This is a genomic window from Nitratireductor sp. WH36-1 (assembly GCF_058725515.1).
The window spans coordinates 2,757,459-2,779,464 of the sequence record NZ_CM178970.1; the positions used below are offsets into that span (position 1 = coordinate 2,757,459).

A 22,006-nucleotide genomic window follows, 5' to 3' on the forward strand; every position below is an offset into this window, starting at 1 on the left:
TCGTGGTTCGCCCTTCGACAAGCTCAGGCGCTCACCATGGCGGCTGGGTAAAGAACGCCCCTATTTCTTCTTCATGGCCTGAGCCAGTGCGGCGGCGAGTGCGCCCTGCGGTTCGCTGCTGCGCCCGCCCGGCTTGCCCCCGCCACTGCGCTGCTGCGCGCCACGGAAGGGCTTGCCGCCATCGCGCGGACGGCCAGCGCCCGCACCGGCATCTGCGCCACCACTGGCTCCGCCGGCATCCTTGCGCATGGAGAGGCTGATACGCTTGCGCTTGATGTCGACCTCAAGCACCCGCACCTTCACCACATCGCCGGCCTTCACCACCTCATGCGCGTCCTTCACGAAGCGGTCGGCAAGCTGCGAGACATGCACCAACCCGTCCTGATGAACACCGATATCCACGAACGCGCCGAAGGCGGCAACATTGGTCACCGTGCCTTCAAGGCTCATGCCGGGCTTCAGATCCTTGATGTCGTCGATGCCCTCGGCAAAGGTGGCCGTGCGGAAGGCCGGGCGCGGGTCGCGACCCGGCTTTTCGAGCTCGGCAATGATGTCGCGCACCGTGGGCAGACCAAAACGCTCATCCACGAAGACGCGCGGGTCGAGCGCCTTGAGCGCGCCGGCATCGCCCATCAGCGACCGCACATCGCGCCCGCAGGACGAGACGATCTTGCGCGCCACGCCATAGGCCTCCGGGTGAACTGACGACGCGTCCAGCGGCTCCGTACCGTTCGGGATGCGCAGGAAGCCGGCGCACTGCTCGAAGGTGCGCTGGCCAAGCCGCGCCACGTCCAGAAGCTGCTTGCGGCTGGAGAACGCGCCATTGGCGTCGCGATGCGCCACAATGGCCTCGGCAATCGACGCGCCAAGGCCCGAAACGCGCGCCAGGAGCGATGAGGATGCCGTGTTCAGGTCCACGCCAACCGCGTTCACCGCGTCTTCCACCACGGCGTCGAGCGCCTTTGCCAGACGGTATTGATCCACATCGTGCTGATACTGGCCGACGCCGATGGACTTCGGCTCGATCTTCACCAGCTCCGCCAGCGGGTCCTGCAGGCGGCGCGCGATGGAGACAGCCCCACGCAGCGAGACGTCAAGATTGGGGAATTCGGCCGCCGCCGTGGGCGACGCCGAATAGACCGATGCGCCGGCCTCGGAAACCACGACCTTGAGCGGCTTGGGCGCCGGCATATCCGACAGCATGTCGGCCACGAGCTTTTCGGTCTCGCGGCTTCCCGTGCCGTTGCCGATGGCGATCAGCTCGACGCCGTGCTTGCGCATCAGCGCCGACAGCTCGGCCTGGCTGCCACGCAGATCGTTGCGCGGCGGGAACGGGTACACCGTTGAAGTGTCGAGCAGCTTGCCCGTGGCGTCGACCACGGCCACCTTGACGCCGGTGCGAATGCCCGGATCGAGCCCGAGCGTTGCCCGCGTGCCGGCGGGTGCCGCCAGAAGCAGATCCTTCAGATTGCGCGCGAACACATTGATCGCCTCTTCCTCGGCCCGCTCGCGCAGATCACGCATCAGATCGAGATTGAGATGCAGGAAGAGCTTTACGCGCCATGTCCAGCCGGCAACCTCCATCAGCCACTGGTCACCGGGACGCTGGCCGCCGATCTCATAGGCAGCCGCGATCATGCGCACCGCGGGCTTGAGCGGGCTGGTGTCGTCCGCATCCACTTCCAGGTCGAGCGCCAGCACGTCCTCGTTGCGGCCGCGCAGCATGGCAAGCGCGCGATGGCTCGGAACGCCCGACCACTGCTCGGAATGGTCGAAATAGTCGGAGAACTTCGCGCCTGCCTCCTCCTTGCCCTCGACAACGCGGGCGCGCAGGACGGCGCGTTCCTTCATGTGATTGCGCAGTTTTCCGACCAGATCGGCGTTTTCTGCGAACTGCTCGGCCAGAATGTCGCGCGCGCCGTCGAGCGCGGCCTTCTCGTCTGCGACTTCTTCGCCAAGATAATCCTTCGCCAGATCGGCCGGCACTTTGGAGCGATCCGCCAGAATGGCCTCGGCCAGCGGCCCGAGCCCGCGCTCACGGGCGATCTGCGCCTTGGTGCGCCGCTTGGGCTTGTAGGGCAGGTAGATGTCTTCCAGCTCCGCCTTGGTGGCGGCGGTGACGATCTTGGTCTCCAGATCCGGCGTGAGCTTGCCCTGCTCGCGGATCGAACCGAGGATCGTGTCACGGCGCTGATCGAGCTCGCGCAGATAGGAGAGCCGCTCGGCGAGCGTGCGCAACTGCGTGTCATCGAGGCCGCCGGTGACTTCCTTGCGGTAGCGCGCGATGAACGGAACGGTCGCCCCTTCATCCAGAAGACCAATGGCCGCCTGAGCCTGCTCCGGCCGGGCGGTGATCTCGGTGGCAATAAGGGCGGCGATGCGTTTTACGTCAGCTGACATGCGAATTCCTGAATCTGTGAACCCGGCGAAGATAGTGTCATTCGCCGCCCCCTGCCGCTCACAAGAGTGGCTTTTCCACAGTCGCGGGCGTGATCGCGGTGGATGGTGGGCGCGTGAGGCGGGGATTGGCGAGCGGGAGCGCTGTGCGTCCTTCGACAAGCTCAGGATGAGGAAGGTAGGTAGCCGGATTTCGGGTCAGGTGTATGGGATAGAGTGTCTGGGTGCTCGGGAGAACGCACATGCGCTCACTGCAAGGAAGGCAGCTTCTCAGAGTGGGGAGATGCGCACAGATCTCAGCGAAGCAGGCAAAAAGCCTACAACCAATCCTTCAAGGCCGAGGAGAGCGAGCACAACTCTGCGTGCCCTCCCCGTCATTCTCAACATCCCTCATCATGAGCCTAACACCCCTCATCCTGAGCTTGTCGAAGGACGCACAGCGCTCCCGCGCGCCGCACAGGACCAAGGGGCAAATGCAGCGCGCACCCTGCACCGACAGCCCCCTCGCCCCTTAACGCGGAGCGAGGTCGGAGATCAGGCCGTTCACCACTTCGGCCATCAGCATGGAAGCCGAGAAATCGAACTCGTTGATGGCGACGAACACGCCAACGCCGCGCGTCGGGGCAAAGGCGTGGTAGACGAACATGCCCTGCAGGCCGCCGGCCTTCTGCAGGATCAGCGGACGGTCACCCTCGGGCTGCATGACGATCCAGCCAAGCCCCATGGAATCCATATGACCGGATTCGTCAAAGCCATAAGTGGGATCGAGCGCATCGCGCTGCACATAGGAGGCGTGGTCGAGGAGCCGCATCTCGGCCATGTCCGGCGAGAAGCGGTCAAGATGCCATTGCAGCCAGGTCACCATGTCGTTGGCGGTGGAATAAAGCCCGCTCGCGCCCGACATGACCGGCGTGTTGGGCACGTCCGGCAGCGGCGATCCGTCGAAACTGTGGCCCTGCATCAGCCGGTCGCGGTCGGCCTCGGCCGGCGCAAATGTCGTGTCCTTGAGGCCGATCGGCTCAAGAACCCGCTCGGCAAGCAGTGCGTCATAGGGTTTTCCTGCGGCAGAGCCCAGCGCAACGGCCAGCATGTCGAAGCCGAAATTGGAGTAGAGCCCGCCCGTGCCCGCCGGGAAGAGCTGCACATCGCTGGTGAAGGCCTTTTCGTAGGTCTCTTTCGTCAGCGTGGAGAAAGGATCATTCTCCGGACCGGGCTCGCGGTCGACCTCGCGCGGCAGACCGGACGTGTGTGTGGCGAGGTCAATCAGCCGGATTGGCTTGCCGTCCAGCGCCGGAACGGTCACATCCCAGCCAATGCGTTCCTGCAGATGATCTGTGAACTTCACCGAGCCATCGGCGACGAGGCTCGCCAGAACCGCGCCGGTGAACACCTTGGTCACGGAGCCGACCCGCATCAGCGTGTCGCCGTCCGGCGTCTTGCCGCTTCCCTTGGCGGTTTCGCCAAAGCCGAAAACGGCGGTCTCGCCATTGCGCACCGCGCCGATCACAAGACCGGGCACATCGGTCTGCAGATAGAGGATCTGACCGGAAAACTCGACCGCGTCGCTCAACAGCCGGTCTTCGGCCGAAGACGGCTGCGCCAGCCCGACAAGTCCGGCCAGCGCCAGCGTTGCGGCCCGAAGGCCCTTCCCATTCCAGTGCAGCATATCACCCCTCCTCTGCTTGCACCCTGGCCTTCGCGCCTGTGTTGCGGCGCTTACCCAAATTTTCCGGTGCGTGGAAATCCTTTCGGCGCCATGCGACCCGCGGCCGCCCGGTTGCCCATCCATTCAAGCAGTTCTTCGCGCGATTTGACGAAGGTGCGATCAGCGGAATCCTTCCACGAAAGCCCCTCCTCCATGGCGAAGGTCTTGATGTCAGAAACGCCGCCATCCTTGTAGCGCTGCAGGCGCACGCCCTTGCCGCGTGTCATCTCCGGCACTTCGGAAAGCGGGAAGACGAGCAGCTTGCGGTTCTGGCCGACCACGGCCACGTGATCGCCCGAAACCGGCAGGCAGAGCTTCATCTCGTCCGGAGCCTTCACATTCATCACCTGCTTGCCCTTGCGGGTGTTGGCGATGATTTCCTTCTCGGCGACCACGAAGCCATTGCCCGCATGCGATGCGACCAGAAGCCTGCGCTCGGGATCATGCGCGAAGGCGGTGACGATGGCCTGATCATTGTCCATGTCGACCATGATACGCACCGGCTCGCCATGGCCGCGCCCGCCGGGCAGACGGTCCGCGCCAAGCGTAAAGACCTTGCCGCCCGTGGTGAAGAGCAGGATCTTGTCGGTCGTCTGGGCGTGGAAGGCGATCTTGAGGCTGTCCCCCTCCTTGAAGGAGAGCGAGGAGAAGTCGGCCAGATGCCCCTTCATGGCGCGCAGCCAGCCCTTTTCGGACAGGACCACCGTGATGGGTTCGCGCTCGATCAGCGCCTCGTGGACGTCTTCCAGATCGTGCTCTGGCGCTTCGGCAAAGGTGGTGCGGCGCGCGCCAAGACCCGGGTTCTTCTCCGGGTCGAAGGTCTGGCGCACCTTGGCGACTTCCCAGCGCACGGTCTTCCACTGGCGCTCGGTGGAGGCGAGCAGCGCTTCGATGCCTTCCTTTTCCTCGGAAAGCTTGTCGAACTCCTTGCGGATCTCGAACTCCTCGAGCTTGCGCAGGGCGCGCAGCCGCATGTTGAGGATCGCCTCGGCCTGCGTGTCCGTCAGCTCGAAGCGCGCGATCATCACCTTCTTCGGCTCATCCTCCTCGCGGATGATGCGGATGACCTCGTCGATGTTCAGATAGGCGACGAGATAGCCGGCAAGGATTTCCAGCCGCTTCTCGATTTCCGCCAGCCGGTGGCGCGAGCGGCGCAGGAGCACATCGCGGCGATGGTCGAGCCATTCGCGCAGAACCTGCTTGAGCGACAGGACGCCCGGCACCTTGCCGCGCGACAGCACGTTCATGTTGAGCGGGAAACGGCTCTCCAGATCGGTCAGCTTGAAGACCGATTCCATCAGCAGTTCCGGCGCGACGGCGCGGCTCTTGGGCACCAGAACGACGCGGATATCCTCCGCGCTTTCGTCGCGAATGTCTTCCAGCAGCGGCAGGCGGCGCGAGATGATCAATTCGGCGATCTTCTCGATCAGCCGCGATTTCTGCACGCCATAGGGAATTTCGGTGACCACGGCCGTCCATGCGCCGCGGCTCTGTTCTTCCTTGTGCCAGCGGGCGCGAACGCGGAAACCGCCGCGTCCGGTCGCATAGGCCTCGCGGATCGAATCCGGCCCCTCGACGATGATGCCGCCGGTCGGAAAATCCGGACCTTTGACGAAATCGAGCAGACGCTCGGGATCGACATCCGGATTGTCGATGATGGCGAGCGCCGCATCGCAGACCTCTGCCGCATTGTGCGGCGGGATCGAGGTCGCCATGCCCACGGCGATGCCCGAAGAACCATTGCAGAGCAGGTTCGGGAACGCGCCGGGGAGCACGATGGGCTCCTCGTCTTCCTCATTGTAGGTCAGACGGAAATCGACGGCATCCTCGGTGATGCCCGTCAGGATCTCCGAGGCAACCTCGGTCATGCGCGCTTCGGTGTAGCGCATGGCGGCCGCGTTATCGCCGTCGATATTGCCGAAATTGCCCTGCCCGTCGACCAGCGGATAACGCATGGCGAAAGGCTGCGCGAGACGCACCAGCGCGTCGTAGATCGACTGGTCGCCATGCGGATGGAACTTGCCCATCACGTCGCCGACGATGCGGGCGCATTTGGCGAAACCCTGATCGGGACTGAGGCGCAGAAGACGCATGGTGTGGACGATGCGCCGATGCACGGGCTTCAGCCCGTCGCGCACATCCGGCAGCGCACGATGCATGATCGTCGACAGCGCATAGGCGAGGTAGCGCTCTTCGAGCGCTTTTTTCAGATCGACCGGCTCTACGGCATCACCACCGTCGCCACCGGGCGGAAGCATATCTTTTCCCATGGTTTCCGGTTAGACCAGCGGGTGATTCGCGGCAAGCCTTTATGGCAAAAGGGCTGTGGCTAGACCACAGGACAGAAAACTGGAGACCGGTTTTCGGTCTGTTCCGGTGCTCCCTTAAAAGCGCAGATCGTCCTTATGCATGCACAGCGACCTGCTTCACGTGTATGTCAGCGCGTGACCTGTGCCAGGAAGCGCTCGATCGTCACCGTCGCCGGATCGCCCTGACCGCCCAGCTTGCGCGCTATCGACCCGTGCGTGTAGCGCCCGCCGTCGAAAACCGCCGCCCGCGCCCCGCGCGCCTTGAGCAGATTGGCGTAACCATTGGTCAGCGCCCTGCGCCTTTCGCCATTGGAACCCGAGTGAAGGAAGAGATGCGGTGGGAAGCCCGAGCCGCGGCGCGCATAGGTGACCGGAGACCAGCGCACCCAGTCGTTCGGGTCCGAGCCGAAGGCATTGATATAGGGATAGCCGAGCGAACCGCGCATGCCGGCATAGGCCACCATGTCATAGGCCTGCACGTCGTTGGGAATCACACCGCGCACATCGCCGGCGACATTGCGCGCCGCCGCCATCGCCACCAGATGCGCGCCGGCCGAATGGCCCATGAGCACGATGCGCGATGGATCGCCGCCATAGCGCGAGATGTTGGAGCGCACCCAGGAGATGGCTGCCGACAGATCGTTGACCTGTCCGTCAATGGTGGTCTGCGGCACTTTTCGATAATCGATGGCGACCAGCATGTAGCCGCGCTGGGTGAGCCATTCGGGAAGCGAATAGACCTTCTTGCGCGAGCCCTTCACCCAGCCGCCGCCATGGGCGTAGATCACCACGGGAACCTTGGGGCTGCCGAAGGAGAACAGGTTCATGCGCACCACGCCGGCCTGGGAGGTCCGGCCGGGCGTGTCGGGTGCGTGAATGTCGAGTTTCAGACCACTGCGGTAGGTAATGCCTTCATGCAGCTCCACCGCCTGCGCTGCGAACGAGAAGAGAATCAAAAGAAAGGCGCTCGCCCCAAAATGCCCGAATGCCCGCATTCCCAACCTCTCTCCCGTTTTCCAAGGGTTCAGCAACCATAGCGTCATGGATAACACGCAATACTGGCCTGTGAAAATTGACACAGGTTTACCCAAAGGCCATCCTCCGACCGTAATTCTCGGCCTCCATGCCAGCAGATAACCGTTATCTTACGTTACTTTAAGGAAATTGCCCATGCTCAGCCATGCAACCAAGCTGAAGACCCTCTCGCTCGCCGCCCTGCTTTCGGCCACGGCGCTGCAGTCCGCCCAGGCCTGGGAAGCGGATGAGGTTGCCGCGCGCTACAAGACGCTGCTCGGCGATCAGGGCGTCGAGGCGGAATGGACCGCCGCACGCAAGGATGGTGATTCGATTGTGCTTGAGGGCGCGTCGTTCGGTGTCGCCGACGTCGACAAAAAGGCGAACCTTGGCGATCTGGTTCTTGAAGACGTCAGCGAAACCGACACCGTCTACGAGATCGGCCGCGTCGCCGTTGATGATTTCCAGCAATCCGAGGATGATTTCGACATCGCACTGAAGGGCGTGTCCATCGAGGGGCTGATTCTGCCCAAGGAAGCGGAAGACGCTCCCTATGGCGGCCTGATGCAGTATCGCCGCTTCGCGCTGGAAAGCGCCCGCGTGGGCAAGAATGGCGATGAACCGATCTTCACGCTCGGCAATCTGGTGGCCGACACGGATCTCGGCGACGGCGCCAACAAAATGTCGTTCGAGGGCTCGGCAGAAAGCTTCTCGCTTGATCTGTCGAAACTCACCGACAGCAGGGAAGCCCACGAGCAGCTCAAGGAATATGGCTACGAACAGCTTTCCGGCCGCGTCGACATGGCTGGCAGCTGGACGCTGGACGACGGCCGCATGCAGGTCAGCCGCTACGACCTGAAGCTCGACAATGCCGGCACACTGGCCATCACCGCCGACATCAGCGGCTACACGCCGGAATTCCTGCGCACACTGCAGGAAATGCAGGAGAAGATGGAGAACGGCACGGAAGAGCAGCAGCAGGCACAGGGCCTCGCAATGCTCGGCCTCATGCAGCAGCTCAACCTGCATGGCGCGTCCATCCGCTTTTCCGATGCATCGCTGACCGGCAAGCTGATCGCCTATGTGGCCGCGCAGCAGGGCGTCAAGCCGGAGGACGTGGCCAATCAGGCAAAGGCCATCGTGCCGCTCATGGCCGGCCAGTATCTCGGCCCGGACCTGACCCAGAGCCTCGCGAAAGCGGTCACCACCTATCTTGATGACCCGCGCAACCTCACGATCAGCATCGCGCCGGAAGAGCCGATGCCGTTCGCCGTTCTGATGGGCACCGCCATGGGCTCACCGGAAGCACTCGCCAGGCAGGTTGGCCTGCAGGTTCTGGCGAACCAGTAAGAGGCGTCTCACCGCCTGGCGCATCGGCGCTCCAACGGGTCAGGCAGCGCAAGCTGCCTGGCTTTTTTGTGCCTGTAGCCGAAGCAGGGCGGAAACGAAAACGGCCCCGCCCGTTCAGGCGAGGCCGTTCTCAAAATGTCTGGATGGCGCGGCTTTGCGCCCTGCGGGTCAGTCCTTCTTGACCGGAGCGAGACGCAGGTTCAGCTCGCGCAGCTGCGCCGGCGTTGCCTCGGAAGGCGCGCCCATCAGGAGATCCTGCGCCTGCTGGTTCATCGGGAACATGGTGATCTCACGCAGGTTCTTCGCGCCAAGAAGCAGCATCACGATGCGGTCGATGCCGGCGGCCATGCCGCCATGGGGCGGTGCGCCATACTGGAACGCTCGGTAGAGACCGCCAAAGCGCTCCTCCACTTCCTGCTGATCGAAACCGACCTTCTCGAACGCCTTGACCATGACTTCCGGCAGATGGTTGCGGATGCCGCCCGATGCGATCTCGAAGCCGTTGCAGACGAGGTCGTACTGCCAGGCCTTGAGCGACAGCGGGTCATCGCCTTCAAGCCCTTCAAGGCCGCCCTGCGGCATGGTGAAGGGGTTGTGGCCGAAGTCGAGCTTGTCCTCGTCTTCGTTCCATTCGTAGAAGGGGAAATCCACGATCCATGCAAGGGCGAAACGCTCGCGGTCGACCAGATCGAGCTCCTCACCGGCGCGCGTACGCGCAGCACCCGCAAAGCCGGCGAACTTGCGCGGATCGCCAGCGGCGAAGAAGCAGGCGTCACCGTCTTCCAGACCAAGCTGGGTGCGGATCGCCTCGGTGCGCTCCGGGCCGATGTTCTTGGCAATCGGACCAGCGCCTTCAAGGCCCTCGCCTTCCTTGCGCCAGAAGATGTAGCCCAGACCCGGCTGGCCCTCGCCCTGCGCCCAGGAGTTCATGCGGTCGCAGAAAGCGCGGCTGCCGCCGGTCTTGGCCGGAATGGCCCAAACTTCGGCCTTTTCGTCATTGGCCAGAATGTTGGCGAACACCTTGAAGCCCGATCCGCGGAAATGCTCGGAAACGTCTTCCATCTCGATGGGGTTGCGCAGGTCCGGCTTGTCGGAACCATATTTGCGCATGGCCTCGTCGTAGGGAATGCGCGGGAAGACATCCGTGACCGGCTTGCCATTGGCAAACGTCTCGAAGATGCCGCGCATGACGGGCTCCATCGTCTGGAACACATCTTCCTGCTCGACGAAGCTCATTTCCAGGTCGAGCTGGTAGAACTCGCCCGGCAGGCGGTCGGCGCGCGGGTCCTCATCGCGGAAGCACGGCGCGATCTGGAAATAGCGGTCGAAGCCCGACATCATGATGAGCTGCTTGTACTGCTGCGGCGCCTGCGGCAGCGCGTAGAACTGGCCCTCGTGCAGACGCGACGGCACGAGGAAGTCGCGCGCGCCTTCCGGCGAGGATGCCGTCAGGATCGGCGTCGAATATTCGGTGAAGCCGACCTCGCCCATGGCGCGACGCATCTCGGCGATGATCTTCGTGCGCTGCACGATGTTCCTGTGCAGCGTTTCGCGGCGCAGGTCGAGGAAGCGGTATTTGAGGCGGATGTCTTCCGGATAGTCCGGCTCGCCGAACACCGGCAGTGGCAGTTCCTTGGCCGAGGACAGAATCTCGATCTCACGGGCGAAGATTTCGACTTCACCGGTGGGAAGATTCGCGTTGATGGTCTCGTCCGTGCGGGCCTTCACCTCGCCGTCGACGCGAATGACCCACTCGCCACGCACGGTCTCGGCCACCTGGAAAGACGGAGAATCGGGATCGGCGACGATCTGGGTGATGCCGTAATGGTCGCGCAGGTCGATGAACAGCAGGCCGCCATGGTCGCGCACACGATGGACCCAGCCGGACAGGCGCACATTGGCGCCGACATCGGATTTTCTCAGTTGGGCGCAGGAATGGCTGCGGTAGCGATGCATGGTCATATCATCCGTGTCTTGGAATTCTTGCTCAGGCCCCGTGGAAAAAGGGCCAGAAGGTCGGCGGGAAAAGCGCATGGGAGGTGCGATTTGTCAAGGTGTCGCGCCCGCGCGGGCACTGCGCCGGCCAAAAACCCGCCCGTAAAACCTCTGCCGCCCGCGCCATTCAGCTTCCCCGCCGGAGCCTGCATCCTACGAATGCAGGAATTGCCGGTCCCCTGCCCCCATGCGACACTTGCCCCCGTGTCCTTGAGGAGAGACTTCAACAACAAGCGATGAAGGGACCGGGACAATGCACGCACTCCAAAGAGTAGCCGCGCTCGCAGCACTGGCTGCCGGGCTCGCCGGATGCAACCAGACGACACAATCCGAAAGCACATCAATGTCGGGCAGCACGGCTGCGGCCGTGCGCACCGGCAGCCCGCAGGACGAGCAGGCCTGCCTCGCCGCCGTGGCTCAACAGACCAACAACACGGTGACGGTGCTGAGCTCGGAATTCTCCGAAGCGAACACGCTGGTCATGGTCGGCGTCGGCCCCAATCGCGCGCCATGGCGCTGTCTGGTGTCGCGCGGCATCGTCTCCGAGGTCATGTCGATGGTGAATGAGGGTGCGCTTTAAGCACTTTGTGCGTTCGCCAGATGGCGGGCGACTGCATCGCCCAGGCCGAGTTCATTGAGAAGGCGGATGAAGTAGCTTCGCAGCCCCTCCTCCGTCTTCGCCCCGGGCTTCAAGAGAAGCTCATACATCAGTGCGCCGCTGAACATGTCCTGAAACATGTCCACATCCGTGTCGGCCGGCAGCGCGCCTTCATCGCGTGCGCGCTCCACGATCACATTGAAGGCGGCGCGGCGTGGCGCGAGATAAACCTCCCAGAAGACGCCGAGCAGGTCGGGCGCATCCGGCACGGAACCGATGATGCGGGCGAGAAGCCGACGCGCATCGTGCTCCACCCATCCCTTCGGCCCGTAATCGATCATCATGCCGACCAGCGTCTCGAGTGGCAGCGCCCGCCATTCGCCAAAATCCTGCTCGGCATTTTCCTTCAGCCGCCCCAGCGCATCGGCAATCAGCGTTTCGCGCGTCGACCAGCGCCGATAGATGGTGGCGCGGGTTACACCGGCCTCGCGCGCGATCTTCTCAAAACTCGCGCCATCGAGCCCGTTGGCCACGAAAAGCCCGAGCGCGGCATCGAGTATGGCCGCGTCGGTCTGCGGATCGCGGGGGCGGCCCGGGCCGCGTGCCTTACCCTGCGAATTTTGCGTGTCGCCGGACAGGGTTCTTCTCCATCGTTGCGTCAGATCAAAGCGAAGCCTCTCTCAGCATGAGAAAGGCAATTGTACGACCGAAATAATTTCGATACAGATATGCATCGTATTTATTTTGCCGCCTCCTGCGGCTGTCAGGGAGAACGACGTGACATTCCTCCGCCTCTTTCTAGCAGCCATTCTGCTTGCCGCGGCTGCCGGTGCGGCTTTCTGGTATCACAACCAGCCCGCCCCTGTCGCAGTGACCGGTCCTGAAAGGGGCAGCGCCGCCGACATCGTGTTCGCTTCCGGCGTGGTGGAGCCGCGCAACTGGGCCAAGGTAACCTCGCTGGTGCGCGAACGCATCGTCGAAGTCTGCAATTGCGAGGGCGAGCGCGTTGAGACCGGCGACATTCTGGCGCGGCTCGACGCCACCGAAGCCGAAGCCATCCTCACCGAACTGAAGGCCCGCTACAAGCTGGCGGTGGATGAGCGCGACCGGCTGACCCTGCTCGTGGAACGCAATGTCACCAGCGTGACGGCGCTGGAACGCGCCAGCGCGGAAGTGAGTCAGGTGGAAGCGCTGATCGCCGGCCAGACCGCGCGTCTTGAGGACTACACGCTGCGCGCACCAAGCAACGGCATGGTTCTGCGTCAGGACGTGGAAATCGGCGAGATTGCCGAGCCCGGCCATGTCCTGTTCTGGGTCGGACGGCTGACGCCGCGCATTGTGGTGGCCGAGGTCAATGAGGAGGATATTCCGAGCATCGAGCCCGATCAGGACGTGCTGATCCGCTCTGACGCCTTTCCAGGCCGCGAACTGGAAGCGATAGTCGACAGCATCACCCCCAAGGGCGATCCCGTTACCCGCACCTATCGCGTGCGCCTCGCCCTGCCGGACGACACGCCGCTCATGATCGGCATGTCCGTCGACGCCAACATCATCACCCGCGTGGTGAAGGACACGCTTCTCGTGCCGGCGCTGACGCTCCATGGCAATGAGCTTTTCGTCGTCGAGAATGACGCAGCGAAGCGGGTGACGGTCGAGACCGGCATTCGCGGGACCGAGCGGATCGAGATCCTCTCCGGCCTCGATGCCGGGGCGCAGATCATCACCCCCTACCCCGACACGCTGGAAGACGGAACGCCCGTCGTCATAGAGGCCGAATAACATGCGCCTCATCCTCGACATCGCGATGACCCACATCGTCGGTCGCGGGCGACAGACGCTCGTGGCGGTGATCGGTGTGGCGGTCGGTGTCGGCTTTTCCATCGCCATGGCGGCGCTCATGCAGGGTGGCCAGGACGATTTCGTCGAACAGCTCATCGACACCATGCCGCATGTGCAGATCACCGACGAGCGCCGCAGCGCCCGCCGCCAGCCGGCCGAAGATGCGTTCGATGCGGCCGCGATATCCGGCCTGCGCCCGCCCGACGACCGGCGCGGCATCATCAACCCCACTGCGGCGCTGGCCTGGCTGGAAGGCTGGGTGCCCGGCAATGTCGCGCAGAGCCTCAGAACACAGGGCGTGGTGCGCTATCAGGGCCGCGAGGCGGGCGCCGCCCTTGTCGGGGTCGAACCGGAAACGGAACGCACCATCTCGCCCATTGTCGAGGATTTCACCCGTGGCAGTTTCGCCACCCTGTCCGAAGGCGGCAACAACATCGTCATGGGCGACCGCATGGCCGACAAGCTGGGGGCGGATCTCGGCGACACGGTCACGGCGGTTTCATCTTCGGGCCTGACGCGCAATTTCCGCATCACCGGCCTGTTTCACACCGGCACCACGGCCCGCGACGAGGGCGAGGCCTATCTCCTCCTGAAGAATGCGCAGATCCTTTCCGAGCGGACCAACGCCATCAACGACATTCGCATCAAACTGCGCGATCCCTACGCTGCCACCACAGCCGCCCAGCGCATTGAGGCGGAACTCGGCTACAAGGCCGTTTCCTGGCAGGAGGCGAACGAGGCCATCATGGAGGCTTTCGTGGTGCGCAATGTCATCATGTATGCGGTGGTGGCGGCAATCCTGCTGGTGGCCGGTTTCGGCATCTTCAACATCGTCTCCACCATCACCCATGAGAAGGCGCGCGACATCGCCATCATGAAATCCCTCGGCTTCAGCCGCAGCGACATGCAGCGCATGTTCGTGATCGAGGGCATCGCCATTGGCGCTGCCGGCTCCATTCTGGGCTGGGTTCTGGGCTTTGCCCTCACCTACGCCCTCTCCTCAATCCGTTTCGAACTCGATGCCGGCGGCCAGGAGATGACCGAACTGCCGATAGCCTGGAGCGCCCTGCACTATGCCATCGCCTCGGCCTTCGCGCTGGGCTCGGCAGCGATTGCCGGCTATCTGCCAGCGCGCAAGGCGGCAAGGCTTCATCCGGTCGACATCATTCGGGGGGCCTCATGACCGCGCTTCTGGAAGCCCGCAATCTGACCCGCATCCTGCCGGAAACCATCCCGGTCACACTGGTCAGGGATGTCTCACTAACCGTTGCCGAGCGCGAATTCGTGGCCATTACCGGCCCCTCCGGCTCTGGCAAATCCTCGCTTCTCTATCTGCTTGGCCTGCTCGACCGGCCAACCAGCGGCACGCTCACCATCGAGGGCCGCGACACCGGCCCCATGAACGATGCCGAGCTTGCCCGTACACGGCTGGAGATGCTCGGTTTCGTCTTCCAGTTCCACTTCCTTCTGCCCGAGTTCACCGCCCGTCAGAATGTCGAGATCCCGATGCGCAAGCTCGGCAGGCTCTCGCGGCGGCAGATGCGCGACCGCGCCGGCGATCTGCTTGCCATGCTCGGCCTCGCCGATCATTGCGACAAGAAACCCTACCAGCTCTCCGGCGGCCAGCGGCAGCGTGTCGCCGTCGCCCGGGCGCTCGCCAATGACCCGCCCATGGTTTTCGCCGACGAACCGACAGGCAGCCTCGATTCGAAAAGCTCCGAACAGGTGTTCCAGACCCTGCGCGACCTCGTTTCCGAGCGCGGCAAGACGGTCGTGGCTGTGACACACGATCTGGACATGGCGGCGCGCATGGACCGGCGCATCCATCTGGTGGACGGCATGCTGGCGGACGCCGACGACGACTGACGCCCGACGACACACGGCGACGTTTGACGCGAATGAGGCGGCTGGGATGATCGGCCCACCCGCCTGGCTCAAGAGAATTGGTACAGCCCGGCCTATAGCTCGATCATGAAGGGCGCGACCGGCCGCGCCGCCAATACCGGGCCTTCCGCCATGTCCAGCCTTCGCCCGCTGATCCCGCTTCTCATCGCTGCAGGCATCCTGCTGGCGGGCAACGGGCTTCAGGGCACTTTGATCGCGCTGCGCGGAGCGGAAGAAGGCTTTTCCGAAACGCTGATCGGCCTTATGGGCAGCGCCTATTTCGCCGGGTTTCTGATTGGCTGCCTGTGCGTGCCGCGCCTGTTGCGGGCCGTCGGCCATATCCGCGCCTTTGCGGCGCTCGCGGCGATGGGAGCGGCAGGCTCCCTGCTTCTCATTCTGTTCGTCGATCCCATCGCGTGGATCGCCATACGTTTTCTCTCGGGGATCTGCTTTTCGAGCCTTTTCACCACCATCGAGAGCTGGCTCAACTCGGCTGCGAGCAACAGCAACCGCGCCCGCCTTCTGGCCGTTTATCGCATCATCGACATCGGTGCTGTGACCGGCTCGCAATACATGCTTCCCGCGCTCGGCATCGAGGGGTTCACGGTCTTCGCGGTGATGGCCATGATGATCACCCTTTCGCTGGTGCCGGTCTCCATGGCCGACCGCTCCAACCCCAAGCCCCCGGCCGAGTTCAGCCTGAACCTGCCGGCCGTCTGGCGCATCTCGCCCCTTGCCGCCTTTGGCTGCCTTTCCGTCGGTCTCACCAACAGCGCCTTCCGCATCGTCGGCCCGATTTACGGCCAGTCCATCGGCCTGAGCGTGTCGGAGATCGCCACTTTCATGAGCGCGGGCATCATCGGCGGCGCGGTGATGCAATATCCGCTGGGTGCGCTCTCAGACCGGCGCGACCGGCGGCAGATCCTGCTGGGCACCACCATTGGCGCGCTGATCTCCGCGCTCATCATCGTCTGGTTTGCGGGCGATGACCGCACGGCGAACATGCTGCTCGTCTTCCTGTTCGGCGCGTTCGCCATGTCGCTCTATTCGCTGTCCGTGGCCCATGCCAACGATCACGCCAAGAAGGACCAGTTCGTGCAGCTGGCAGCCGGACTGCTCTTCTTCTATTCGGTCGGGGCCATGGCAGGCCCCCTGCTCGCCTCGCTTCTCATGCAGCGTTTCGGCCCGCATGCGCTTTTTGCCTATACCGCCCTCATCTATGCGGTTCTCATCGCCGTCACGATCTACCGGATGCGCGCCCGCCCAGCCGTGCCGAGAGCGCATCGCCCGCGCTTTGCAGCGCTTCTGCGCACCTCGCCCGTTTTCATGCGCATGGCCCGGCGCAGCCGGAACTCCCGCCCTGCGAACGACGGATAAGCCGTGTTGCACAGCGTTTTCTTTCCTTTTTCCTCCGCATGACCTAAAGAAGCAGAATGCAGCTGATTACTACGCAAAAAGACCTCGAAGCCGCGATCACCGCGCTCAAGCAGTCCGATTTCGTCACCGTCGACACCGAATTCATTCGCGAATCGACTTTCTGGCCAGAGCTTTGCCTGATCCAGATGGCCGCACCCGGTGTCACGGCGCTGGTGGATCCGCTTGCCGACGGGCTGGATCTGAAACCCTTCTTCGAGCTGATGGCCAACGAGAACATCGTCAAGGTGTTCCACGCCGCGCGTCAGGATGTGGAGATCGTCTACCATCTGGGCAAGCTGATCCCGCACCCGCTGTTCGACACGCAGGTGGCGGCATCCGTCTGCGGTTTCGGCGACAGCGTTTCCTACGATCAGCTCGTCGCCAAGATCACCGGTGCGCGCATCGACAAGTCGTCGCGCTTCACCGATTGGCGTCGACGCCCCCTCTCCGACAAGCAGCTCAGCTATGCGCTGGCCGACGTCACGCACCTGATCGATGTCTATCAGCACCTCAAGGGGCAGCTGGAGCGCGAGGGCCGCGCCCACTGGCTCAATGAGGAGATGGCCGTATTGACCGCCCGCGAGACCTACGATCCGCATCCGGACGACGCCTGGCGTCGCCTGAAGCTGCGCGTCAAGAAACCCATCGAGCTGGCCATTCTCCAGCACGTTGCGGCCTGGCGCGAACGCGAAGCGCGCGAACGCAATGTGCCGCGCGGCCGTGTCGTGAAGGACGATGCGCTCTACGAAGTGGCACAGCAGCAGCCGCGTGATGCGGAAGCACTCGGCCGGCTTCGCACGATCCCCAGAGGCTGGGAGCGCTCGGGCGCTGCCGCCGGTCTTCTGGGCGCGGTCGCCAAGGCCATGGCGCTGCCGAAGGAAGAGCTTCCCCGCCTGCCGCGCCCACCGCAGGCGCCGGAAGGCGCCGCAGCCGCAGCAGAGCTCTTAAAGGTCTTCCTGAAGCTTGTCGCCGACCGTCAGGGCGTTGCCGCCAAGATGCTGGCCTCCAGCGATGATATCGACCGCATTGCCGCTGACGGCGAGGATGCCGACGTTCCGGCCATGTCCGGCTGGCGGCGCGAAGTGTTCGGCGATGAAGCACTGAAACTGGTGCGCGGCGAACTCGCCCTGCGCTTCAACAGGCGCAAGATCGAGATATTCGAGCCTGCGGCGGGCGCTCAGCGCGAACCGGCTGAATAGTCCAGGCACCTCAACAGACGTCCTGTCCCAAGGAATATTGCGAGCGGAGAGTTGATTCAGCTCTCCGCTCTATCTTTTTGATTTTCCGAATTTATGCGGGTTTCAGAAGAAACCGTCTGACTGCAAAAACTCTAGCTTTCGGCCACTTCCAGCGCGAGCTTGAGCCCCGTCACCCTGGCCAGATGCGCCATGCGGCCGACCGGGCGCTCACCCATCAGCGCCCTGTGCGAATGCGGAATGAGAAGCACGGTTGTGCCGTCATCGCGCTTTTCCCATTTCAGCTTGGGCATGATGCCCGGCATCGAGGCCGTGAGCAGATAGACCACCCGCAGCAGGCCGCCCAGAATGCGCGCACGCTCCACATAAAGCGGCGTTGCAAGCTGGCGCATGCGCGGTGACAGCGCATCGTCAAACAGCCCCTCATGCCGGAACAGATTGGCGAGCGCGATGAAGGCCCGGCCCGGATGATCGATGCCGATGAAGGAGCCGTGGGCGATGATGTTCAGCGACTGCGTGCCGCGATATTCGGGGTGCGCCCGCCACCCAATATCGGCCAGAAGACAGGCGGCCCTGCGGTAGCGCGCCTCTTCCTCGGTTTCTTCGATGCCGAGCGCCTTCATCGCCGGTCCGCTCCACTCCGCGAGCTCCCGTGCATGGGTGACAGAGCGCGAGCGCAGCACCGCCAGTTCCTCGGCCGCCGAAAGCAGCGGATCGCGCTTGCGGTCTTCCTTTTCGAGCAGCGAATAGAGATACCCCTCGCGCACGCCGAGCGCGGAGAAAACGATCTTTGAGGGCTCTGAGGACCGGATGATCTCCTGCAACACCGTTGCGCCATAAGGCAGAAGCGCGCGGCGGTTCTTGGAGATGTGGCTGATGCCGGCAAAACGGTCCACACCGCCGGCAACGCGTTTAAGGAAATCGACCGACTGCTCGATGTCCATCTCATAGTGGTGCATCACCTCGAGCGGATAGCCGGTCTCCAGCATGTGCAGGCGGGCGAGATTTCGCCAGGTTCCGCCCACGCAGTAGAAGGGTCGCCCGGCCCCGTCTTTCATCCACGGGGCGCGGGCCAGTTCATCGCGGGCGATACGCGCCGCTTTGGCGACGGAGTTGTCGGACATCTCCTTGAGCCGGAGGCCGCCCAGCGGCAATGTGATGCCGTCTTCCAGGTCATAGCCCTCGACATCCACCAGTTCGAGACTGCCGCCGCCCAGATCGCCGACAATGCCGCTTGGCTTGTGGAAGCCAGACATGATGCCGTAGGCGGAGTATTTCGCCTCTTCGCGGCCCGTGAGCACGCGAATGTCCGTGCCCAGGATTTCTTCGGCCCGATGAATGAAGTCCGGACCGTTCTTCGCCTCACGCGCAGCCGCGGTGGCGAGCACATGGAGAGACTGCGCGCCGGCCTGCTCGGACAGCGCGCGAAAACGGCGGAATTCGCCAACAGCCCTTGTCACGCCTTCGGGATCCAGTTCCCCGGTCGTGACGATGCTCTTGCCGAGGCCGGCAAGCATTTTTTCGTTGAACAACACACTCGGAGAGCGCGCGATTCCCTCATAGATCACGAGGCGAATCGAGTTTGACCCGATATCGATGACCGAAACGGGACGCCGGTCCTGAAGCCGGCCCTGAGAATTAGCTATGCCCAAGAGTAAGCGCTCGTCAGTCCGTTGGTGAACCGGGCCCGACGTCCGCTTTCCTGCGCTTTCTGAAAGCGGTGATCCGCTTCGGCGCATGGGACTTCAAGGCATTGCCGCGACCGGATAGGCTCGGATTCGTCATGAAATATTCCTGAGCGTTGAACGGTTCTTCTCCCTCGTCGGGCATAATGCGCCGCGAAGTTCCATCCGGCAATACTTCAAAGCTTTGCTGATTGTCCATGATGTTTCCGAGCATAATTTGCCCGATGACCTGCTCATGCACGGTGGGGTTGGTGATCGGCACCATGGTTTCTACCCGCCGATCCAGATTGCGGGGCATGATGTCGGCGGACGAGATGTAGACGATCGCCTCATCCGACGGCAGGCCGTGGCCGTTGCCGAAACAGTAGATCCGGCTGTGCTCCAGAAAGCGGCCGACAATGGATTTAACGCGAATGCGCTCGGACAGCCCCGGCACCTGCGGGCGCAGGCAGCAAATGCCGCGCACCACGAGATCCACCTCGACACCCGCCTGCCCTGCTTCATAGAGCGCATCGATCACCAGCGGATCAACCAGAGAGTTCATCTTCATCCAGATCTGCGCCGGACGGCCCGACCGGGCATGCTCGATCTCTGCCTGAATGTGGTCCAGTAATCGGTTGCGCAGCGAGAATGGCGACACGGCAATGCGCATTTCGCCATCGGGCTCGGCGTAGCCGGTGATGAAATTGAACACCTGCGCCACGTCGCGCGCGATTTCCGGATCATCCGTAAAATAGGACAGATCCGTATAGATGCGCGCGGTGATCGGGTGATAGTTGCCCGTGCCCAGATGGCAGTAGTTGCGCAGCTTGCCTTCCTCGCGGCGCACCACGAGCGACATCTTGGCGTGGGTTTTCAGTTCGAGGAAGCCGAACACGACCTGCACGCCGGCACGCTCCAGATCGCGCGCCCAGCGGATGTTTGCTTCCTCGTCGAAGCGGGCTTTTAACTCCACCAGCGCCGTGACCGACTTGCCGGCCTCCGACGCCTCGATGAGCGCCCGCACGATGGGGCTGTCATTGGAGGTGCGGTAAAGCGTCTGCTTGATGGCCACCACTTCCGGGTCGAGCGAGGCCTGGCGCAGGAATTGCACCACGACATCGAAGGATTCATACGGGTGGTGGACGATAAGGTCCTTCTCGCGGATGGCGGCGAAACAGTCGCCATTATGCTCGCGAATGCGCTCCGGGAAACGCGGATTGTAGGGCGAGAAGAGCAGGTCTTCGCGCGGCACTTTCACGATCTCGGAAATCTGGTTGATCGCCAGCGGCCGTTCCAGAACCGTGATGCGGTTTTCGGCAACGCCCAGCTCGCTGGCGACGAAGTCGCGCAGGCCTTCGGGCATCTCGTCGTCGAACTCAATGCGGATCACCGAGCCGCGGCGGCGGCGCTTGAGCGCCGATTCGAAGAGGCGCACCAGATCCTCGGCCTCTTCCTCCACCTCGATATCGCTGTCGCGAATGAGGCGGAACGTGCCCGAACCGATAACCTTGTAACGCGGGAACAGCTTGCCGATGAAAAGGTTGACCACATCTTCCAGCGTGATGAAACGCACCGTGCCATTGTGCACCGGAAGCTGGATGAAGCGCTTGAGCGCCACCGGCAGGCGCAGAAGCGCCGTCATCGGCTCCAGTTCGCCCTCATGCTGGAGTTCGAGCGCAATGGAGAAGCCGAGATTCGGGATGAACGGGAACGGGTGCGCCGGGTCGATGGAAAGCGGCGTCAGAACCGGGAAAATCGCTTCCATGAAGTGATCTTCCAGCCATTGCATGTCGACTGGGTTCAGCGCATCGGCGCGCACCAGCTCAATGCCTTCCTTGCGCAGAAGGTCAAGCAGTGCATTCAGGCTTGCGTGCTGGTCGTTCTGCAGTCCGGCCACCTCGCGCAGCACATGCTCAAGCTGCTCTTCCGGCGTGCGGCCATCGGCGCTGCGCGTGGCGATGTGCTCGCGCACCTGACCGGCAAGACCGGCGACGCGCACCATGAAGAACTCATCGAGATTGTCGGCCGAGATCGACAGGAAACGCAGCCGCTCGAGCAGCGGATGGTTTTCGTTCTGCGCCTCGCCGAGAACACGGCGATTGAACTGCAGCCAGGAGAATTCGCGATTGACGAAACGGTCCGGCCCCACGGCGGCGATCTGCCCAGTCGGTCCGCCATCAACGGAGAATTCTTTCGTGACCGGCTTCAACTGGTTCATGATCCTGCCTGCGCCCCTTGATTTCCACAGCACGGGCCGTTGTCTACTGGTGGCCCAGTGTACCTCGTGACATGGTTTTATGACAGTTTCATATCAGAGGCTTGCAAAGACGCAGTTTATGCTACAAACGCAAGCGACTTTCCAACGCATTCCAAGCGGGAGAAGATGATGGCCGGATCAGCCATTCCCCATTTCCAGAACACCAACGGACACCAGGCAATCGAAATCGGCGTGAAGGAATTCATGTGCGTCGGTGCGAATCCGCCCTTCGATCATCCGCATGTGTTCATCGACATGGGCGATGAGAACGAGCGGGTCTGCCCCTATTGCTCGACGCTTTACCGCTACAATCCGGCGCTGAAGGCGACGGACACGAAGCCCGAGGGCTGCATTTACGACGAAGCGGCCTGATCGGCCC

General features: G+C 63.2%; 16 protein-coding genes. 8 read left to right on the forward strand and 8 right to left on the reverse strand.

Annotated elements, in window-relative coordinates; all coding sequences use genetic code 11:
* Positions 1-60: 60 nt before the first annotated feature.
* From AC4PTT_RS13215 to AC4PTT_RS13230, 4 genes are all read right to left on the reverse strand, one after another.
* Positions 61-2,400, reverse strand: a complete 2,340-nt coding sequence (locus tag AC4PTT_RS13215; protein WP_492161383.1) for a Tex family protein — start codon at positions 2,398-2,400, stop codon at positions 61-63.
* Between the two features lie 508 nt (positions 2,401-2,908).
* The gene (gene ampH / locus AC4PTT_RS13220; RefSeq protein WP_206554499.1) at positions 2,909-4,063 is read right to left on the reverse strand and encodes a D-alanyl-D-alanine-carboxypeptidase/endopeptidase AmpH; all 1,155 of its coding nucleotides are present in this window, start codon (positions 4,061-4,063) and stop codon (positions 2,909-2,911) included.
* 50 nt (positions 4,064-4,113) lie between these two features.
* Positions 4,114-6,372: a DNA topoisomerase IV subunit A gene (parC, locus tag AC4PTT_RS13225; RefSeq protein WP_206549217.1), complete on the reverse strand. Its 2,259-nt coding sequence runs from the start codon at positions 6,370-6,372 to the stop codon at positions 4,114-4,116.
* Between the two features lie 167 nt (positions 6,373-6,539).
* Positions 6,540-7,406, reverse strand: coding sequence for an alpha/beta hydrolase (locus tag AC4PTT_RS13230; protein WP_113154875.1), 867 nt, complete (start codon positions 7,404-7,406; stop codon positions 6,540-6,542).
* A 175-nt stretch (positions 7,407-7,581) separates the two neighbouring features.
* Here AC4PTT_RS13230 and AC4PTT_RS13235 point away from each other — a divergent pair, with 175 nt between their 5' ends.
* On the forward strand, positions 7,582-8,775 hold the full coding sequence (locus tag AC4PTT_RS13235; protein ID WP_492161384.1) for an aq_1923 C-terminal domain: 1,194 nt from the start codon (positions 7,582-7,584) through the stop codon (positions 8,773-8,775).
* Between the two features lie 168 nt (positions 8,776-8,943).
* Here AC4PTT_RS13235 and aspS read toward each other — a convergent pair whose 3' ends face one another.
* Entirely contained in the window at positions 8,944-10,731 is a 1,788-nt protein-coding gene (aspS, locus tag AC4PTT_RS13240) for an aspartate--tRNA ligase (RefSeq protein WP_162742288.1), read from the reverse strand.
* Positions 10,732-11,023: 292 nt separating this feature from the next.
* On the opposite strand from aspS, the gene AC4PTT_RS13245 reads away from it, so the two are divergent.
* A complete protein-coding gene (locus tag AC4PTT_RS13245; RefSeq protein ID WP_492161385.1) occupies positions 11,024-11,350 on the forward strand; it encodes a hypothetical protein in 327 nt (108 codons plus the stop codon).
* On the opposite strand, the gene AC4PTT_RS13250 is transcribed toward AC4PTT_RS13245, so the two are convergent.
* Positions 11,347-11,901, reverse strand: a complete 555-nt coding sequence (locus AC4PTT_RS13250; protein ID WP_492161386.1) for a TetR/AcrR family transcriptional regulator — start codon at positions 11,899-11,901, stop codon at positions 11,347-11,349. The genes AC4PTT_RS13245 and AC4PTT_RS13250 overlap by 4 nt on opposite strands.
* Before the next feature lie 244 nt (positions 11,902-12,145).
* On the opposite strand from AC4PTT_RS13250, the gene AC4PTT_RS13255 reads away from it, so the two are divergent.
* From AC4PTT_RS13255 to rnd, 5 genes are all read left to right on the forward strand, one after another.
* The gene (locus AC4PTT_RS13255; RefSeq protein ID WP_492161387.1) at positions 12,146-13,147 is read left to right on the forward strand and encodes an efflux RND transporter periplasmic adaptor subunit; all 1,002 of its coding nucleotides are present in this window, start codon (positions 12,146-12,148) and stop codon (positions 13,145-13,147) included.
* Position 13,148: 1 nt separating this feature from the next.
* A complete protein-coding gene (locus AC4PTT_RS13260) occupies positions 13,149-14,390 on the forward strand; it encodes an ABC transporter permease (RefSeq protein WP_206546720.1) in 1,242 nt (413 codons plus the stop codon).
* The gene (locus AC4PTT_RS13265; RefSeq protein WP_113154868.1) at positions 14,387-15,073 is read left to right on the forward strand and encodes an ABC transporter ATP-binding protein; all 687 of its coding nucleotides are present in this window, start codon (positions 14,387-14,389) and stop codon (positions 15,071-15,073) included. Before AC4PTT_RS13260 ends, AC4PTT_RS13265 begins: the two co-directional genes overlap by 4 nt.
* 150 nt (positions 15,074-15,223) lie before the next feature.
* Positions 15,224-16,468, forward strand: a complete 1,245-nt coding sequence (locus AC4PTT_RS13270; protein ID WP_206546742.1) for an MFS transporter — start codon at positions 15,224-15,226, stop codon at positions 16,466-16,468.
* A 56-nt stretch (positions 16,469-16,524) separates the two neighbouring features.
* Complete coding sequence (gene rnd / locus AC4PTT_RS13275) at positions 16,525-17,706, forward strand: ribonuclease D (protein WP_206549211.1); 1,182 nt, start codon at positions 16,525-16,527, stop codon at positions 17,704-17,706.
* A gap of 131 nt (positions 17,707-17,837) precedes the next feature.
* Here rnd and ppx read toward each other — a convergent pair whose 3' ends face one another.
* Positions 17,838-19,355 carry an exopolyphosphatase gene (gene ppx / locus AC4PTT_RS13280; protein ID WP_206993548.1) on the reverse strand — a complete coding sequence of 506 codons (1,518 nt, stop codon included), beginning with the start codon at positions 19,353-19,355 and terminating at the stop codon, positions 17,838-17,840.
* A 13-nt stretch (positions 19,356-19,368) separates the two neighbouring features.
* Positions 19,369-21,588 carry an RNA degradosome polyphosphate kinase gene (locus AC4PTT_RS13285; RefSeq protein WP_206546723.1) on the reverse strand — a complete coding sequence of 740 codons (2,220 nt, stop codon included), beginning with the start codon at positions 21,586-21,588 and terminating at the stop codon, positions 19,369-19,371.
* 168 nt (positions 21,589-21,756) lie between these two features.
* On the opposite strand from AC4PTT_RS13285, the gene AC4PTT_RS13290 reads away from it, so the two are divergent.
* On the forward strand, positions 21,757-21,999 hold the full coding sequence (locus tag AC4PTT_RS13290; protein WP_113156251.1) for a zinc-finger domain-containing protein: 243 nt from the start codon (positions 21,757-21,759) through the stop codon (positions 21,997-21,999).
* The last annotated feature ends 7 nt before the right edge of the window (positions 22,000-22,006 follow it).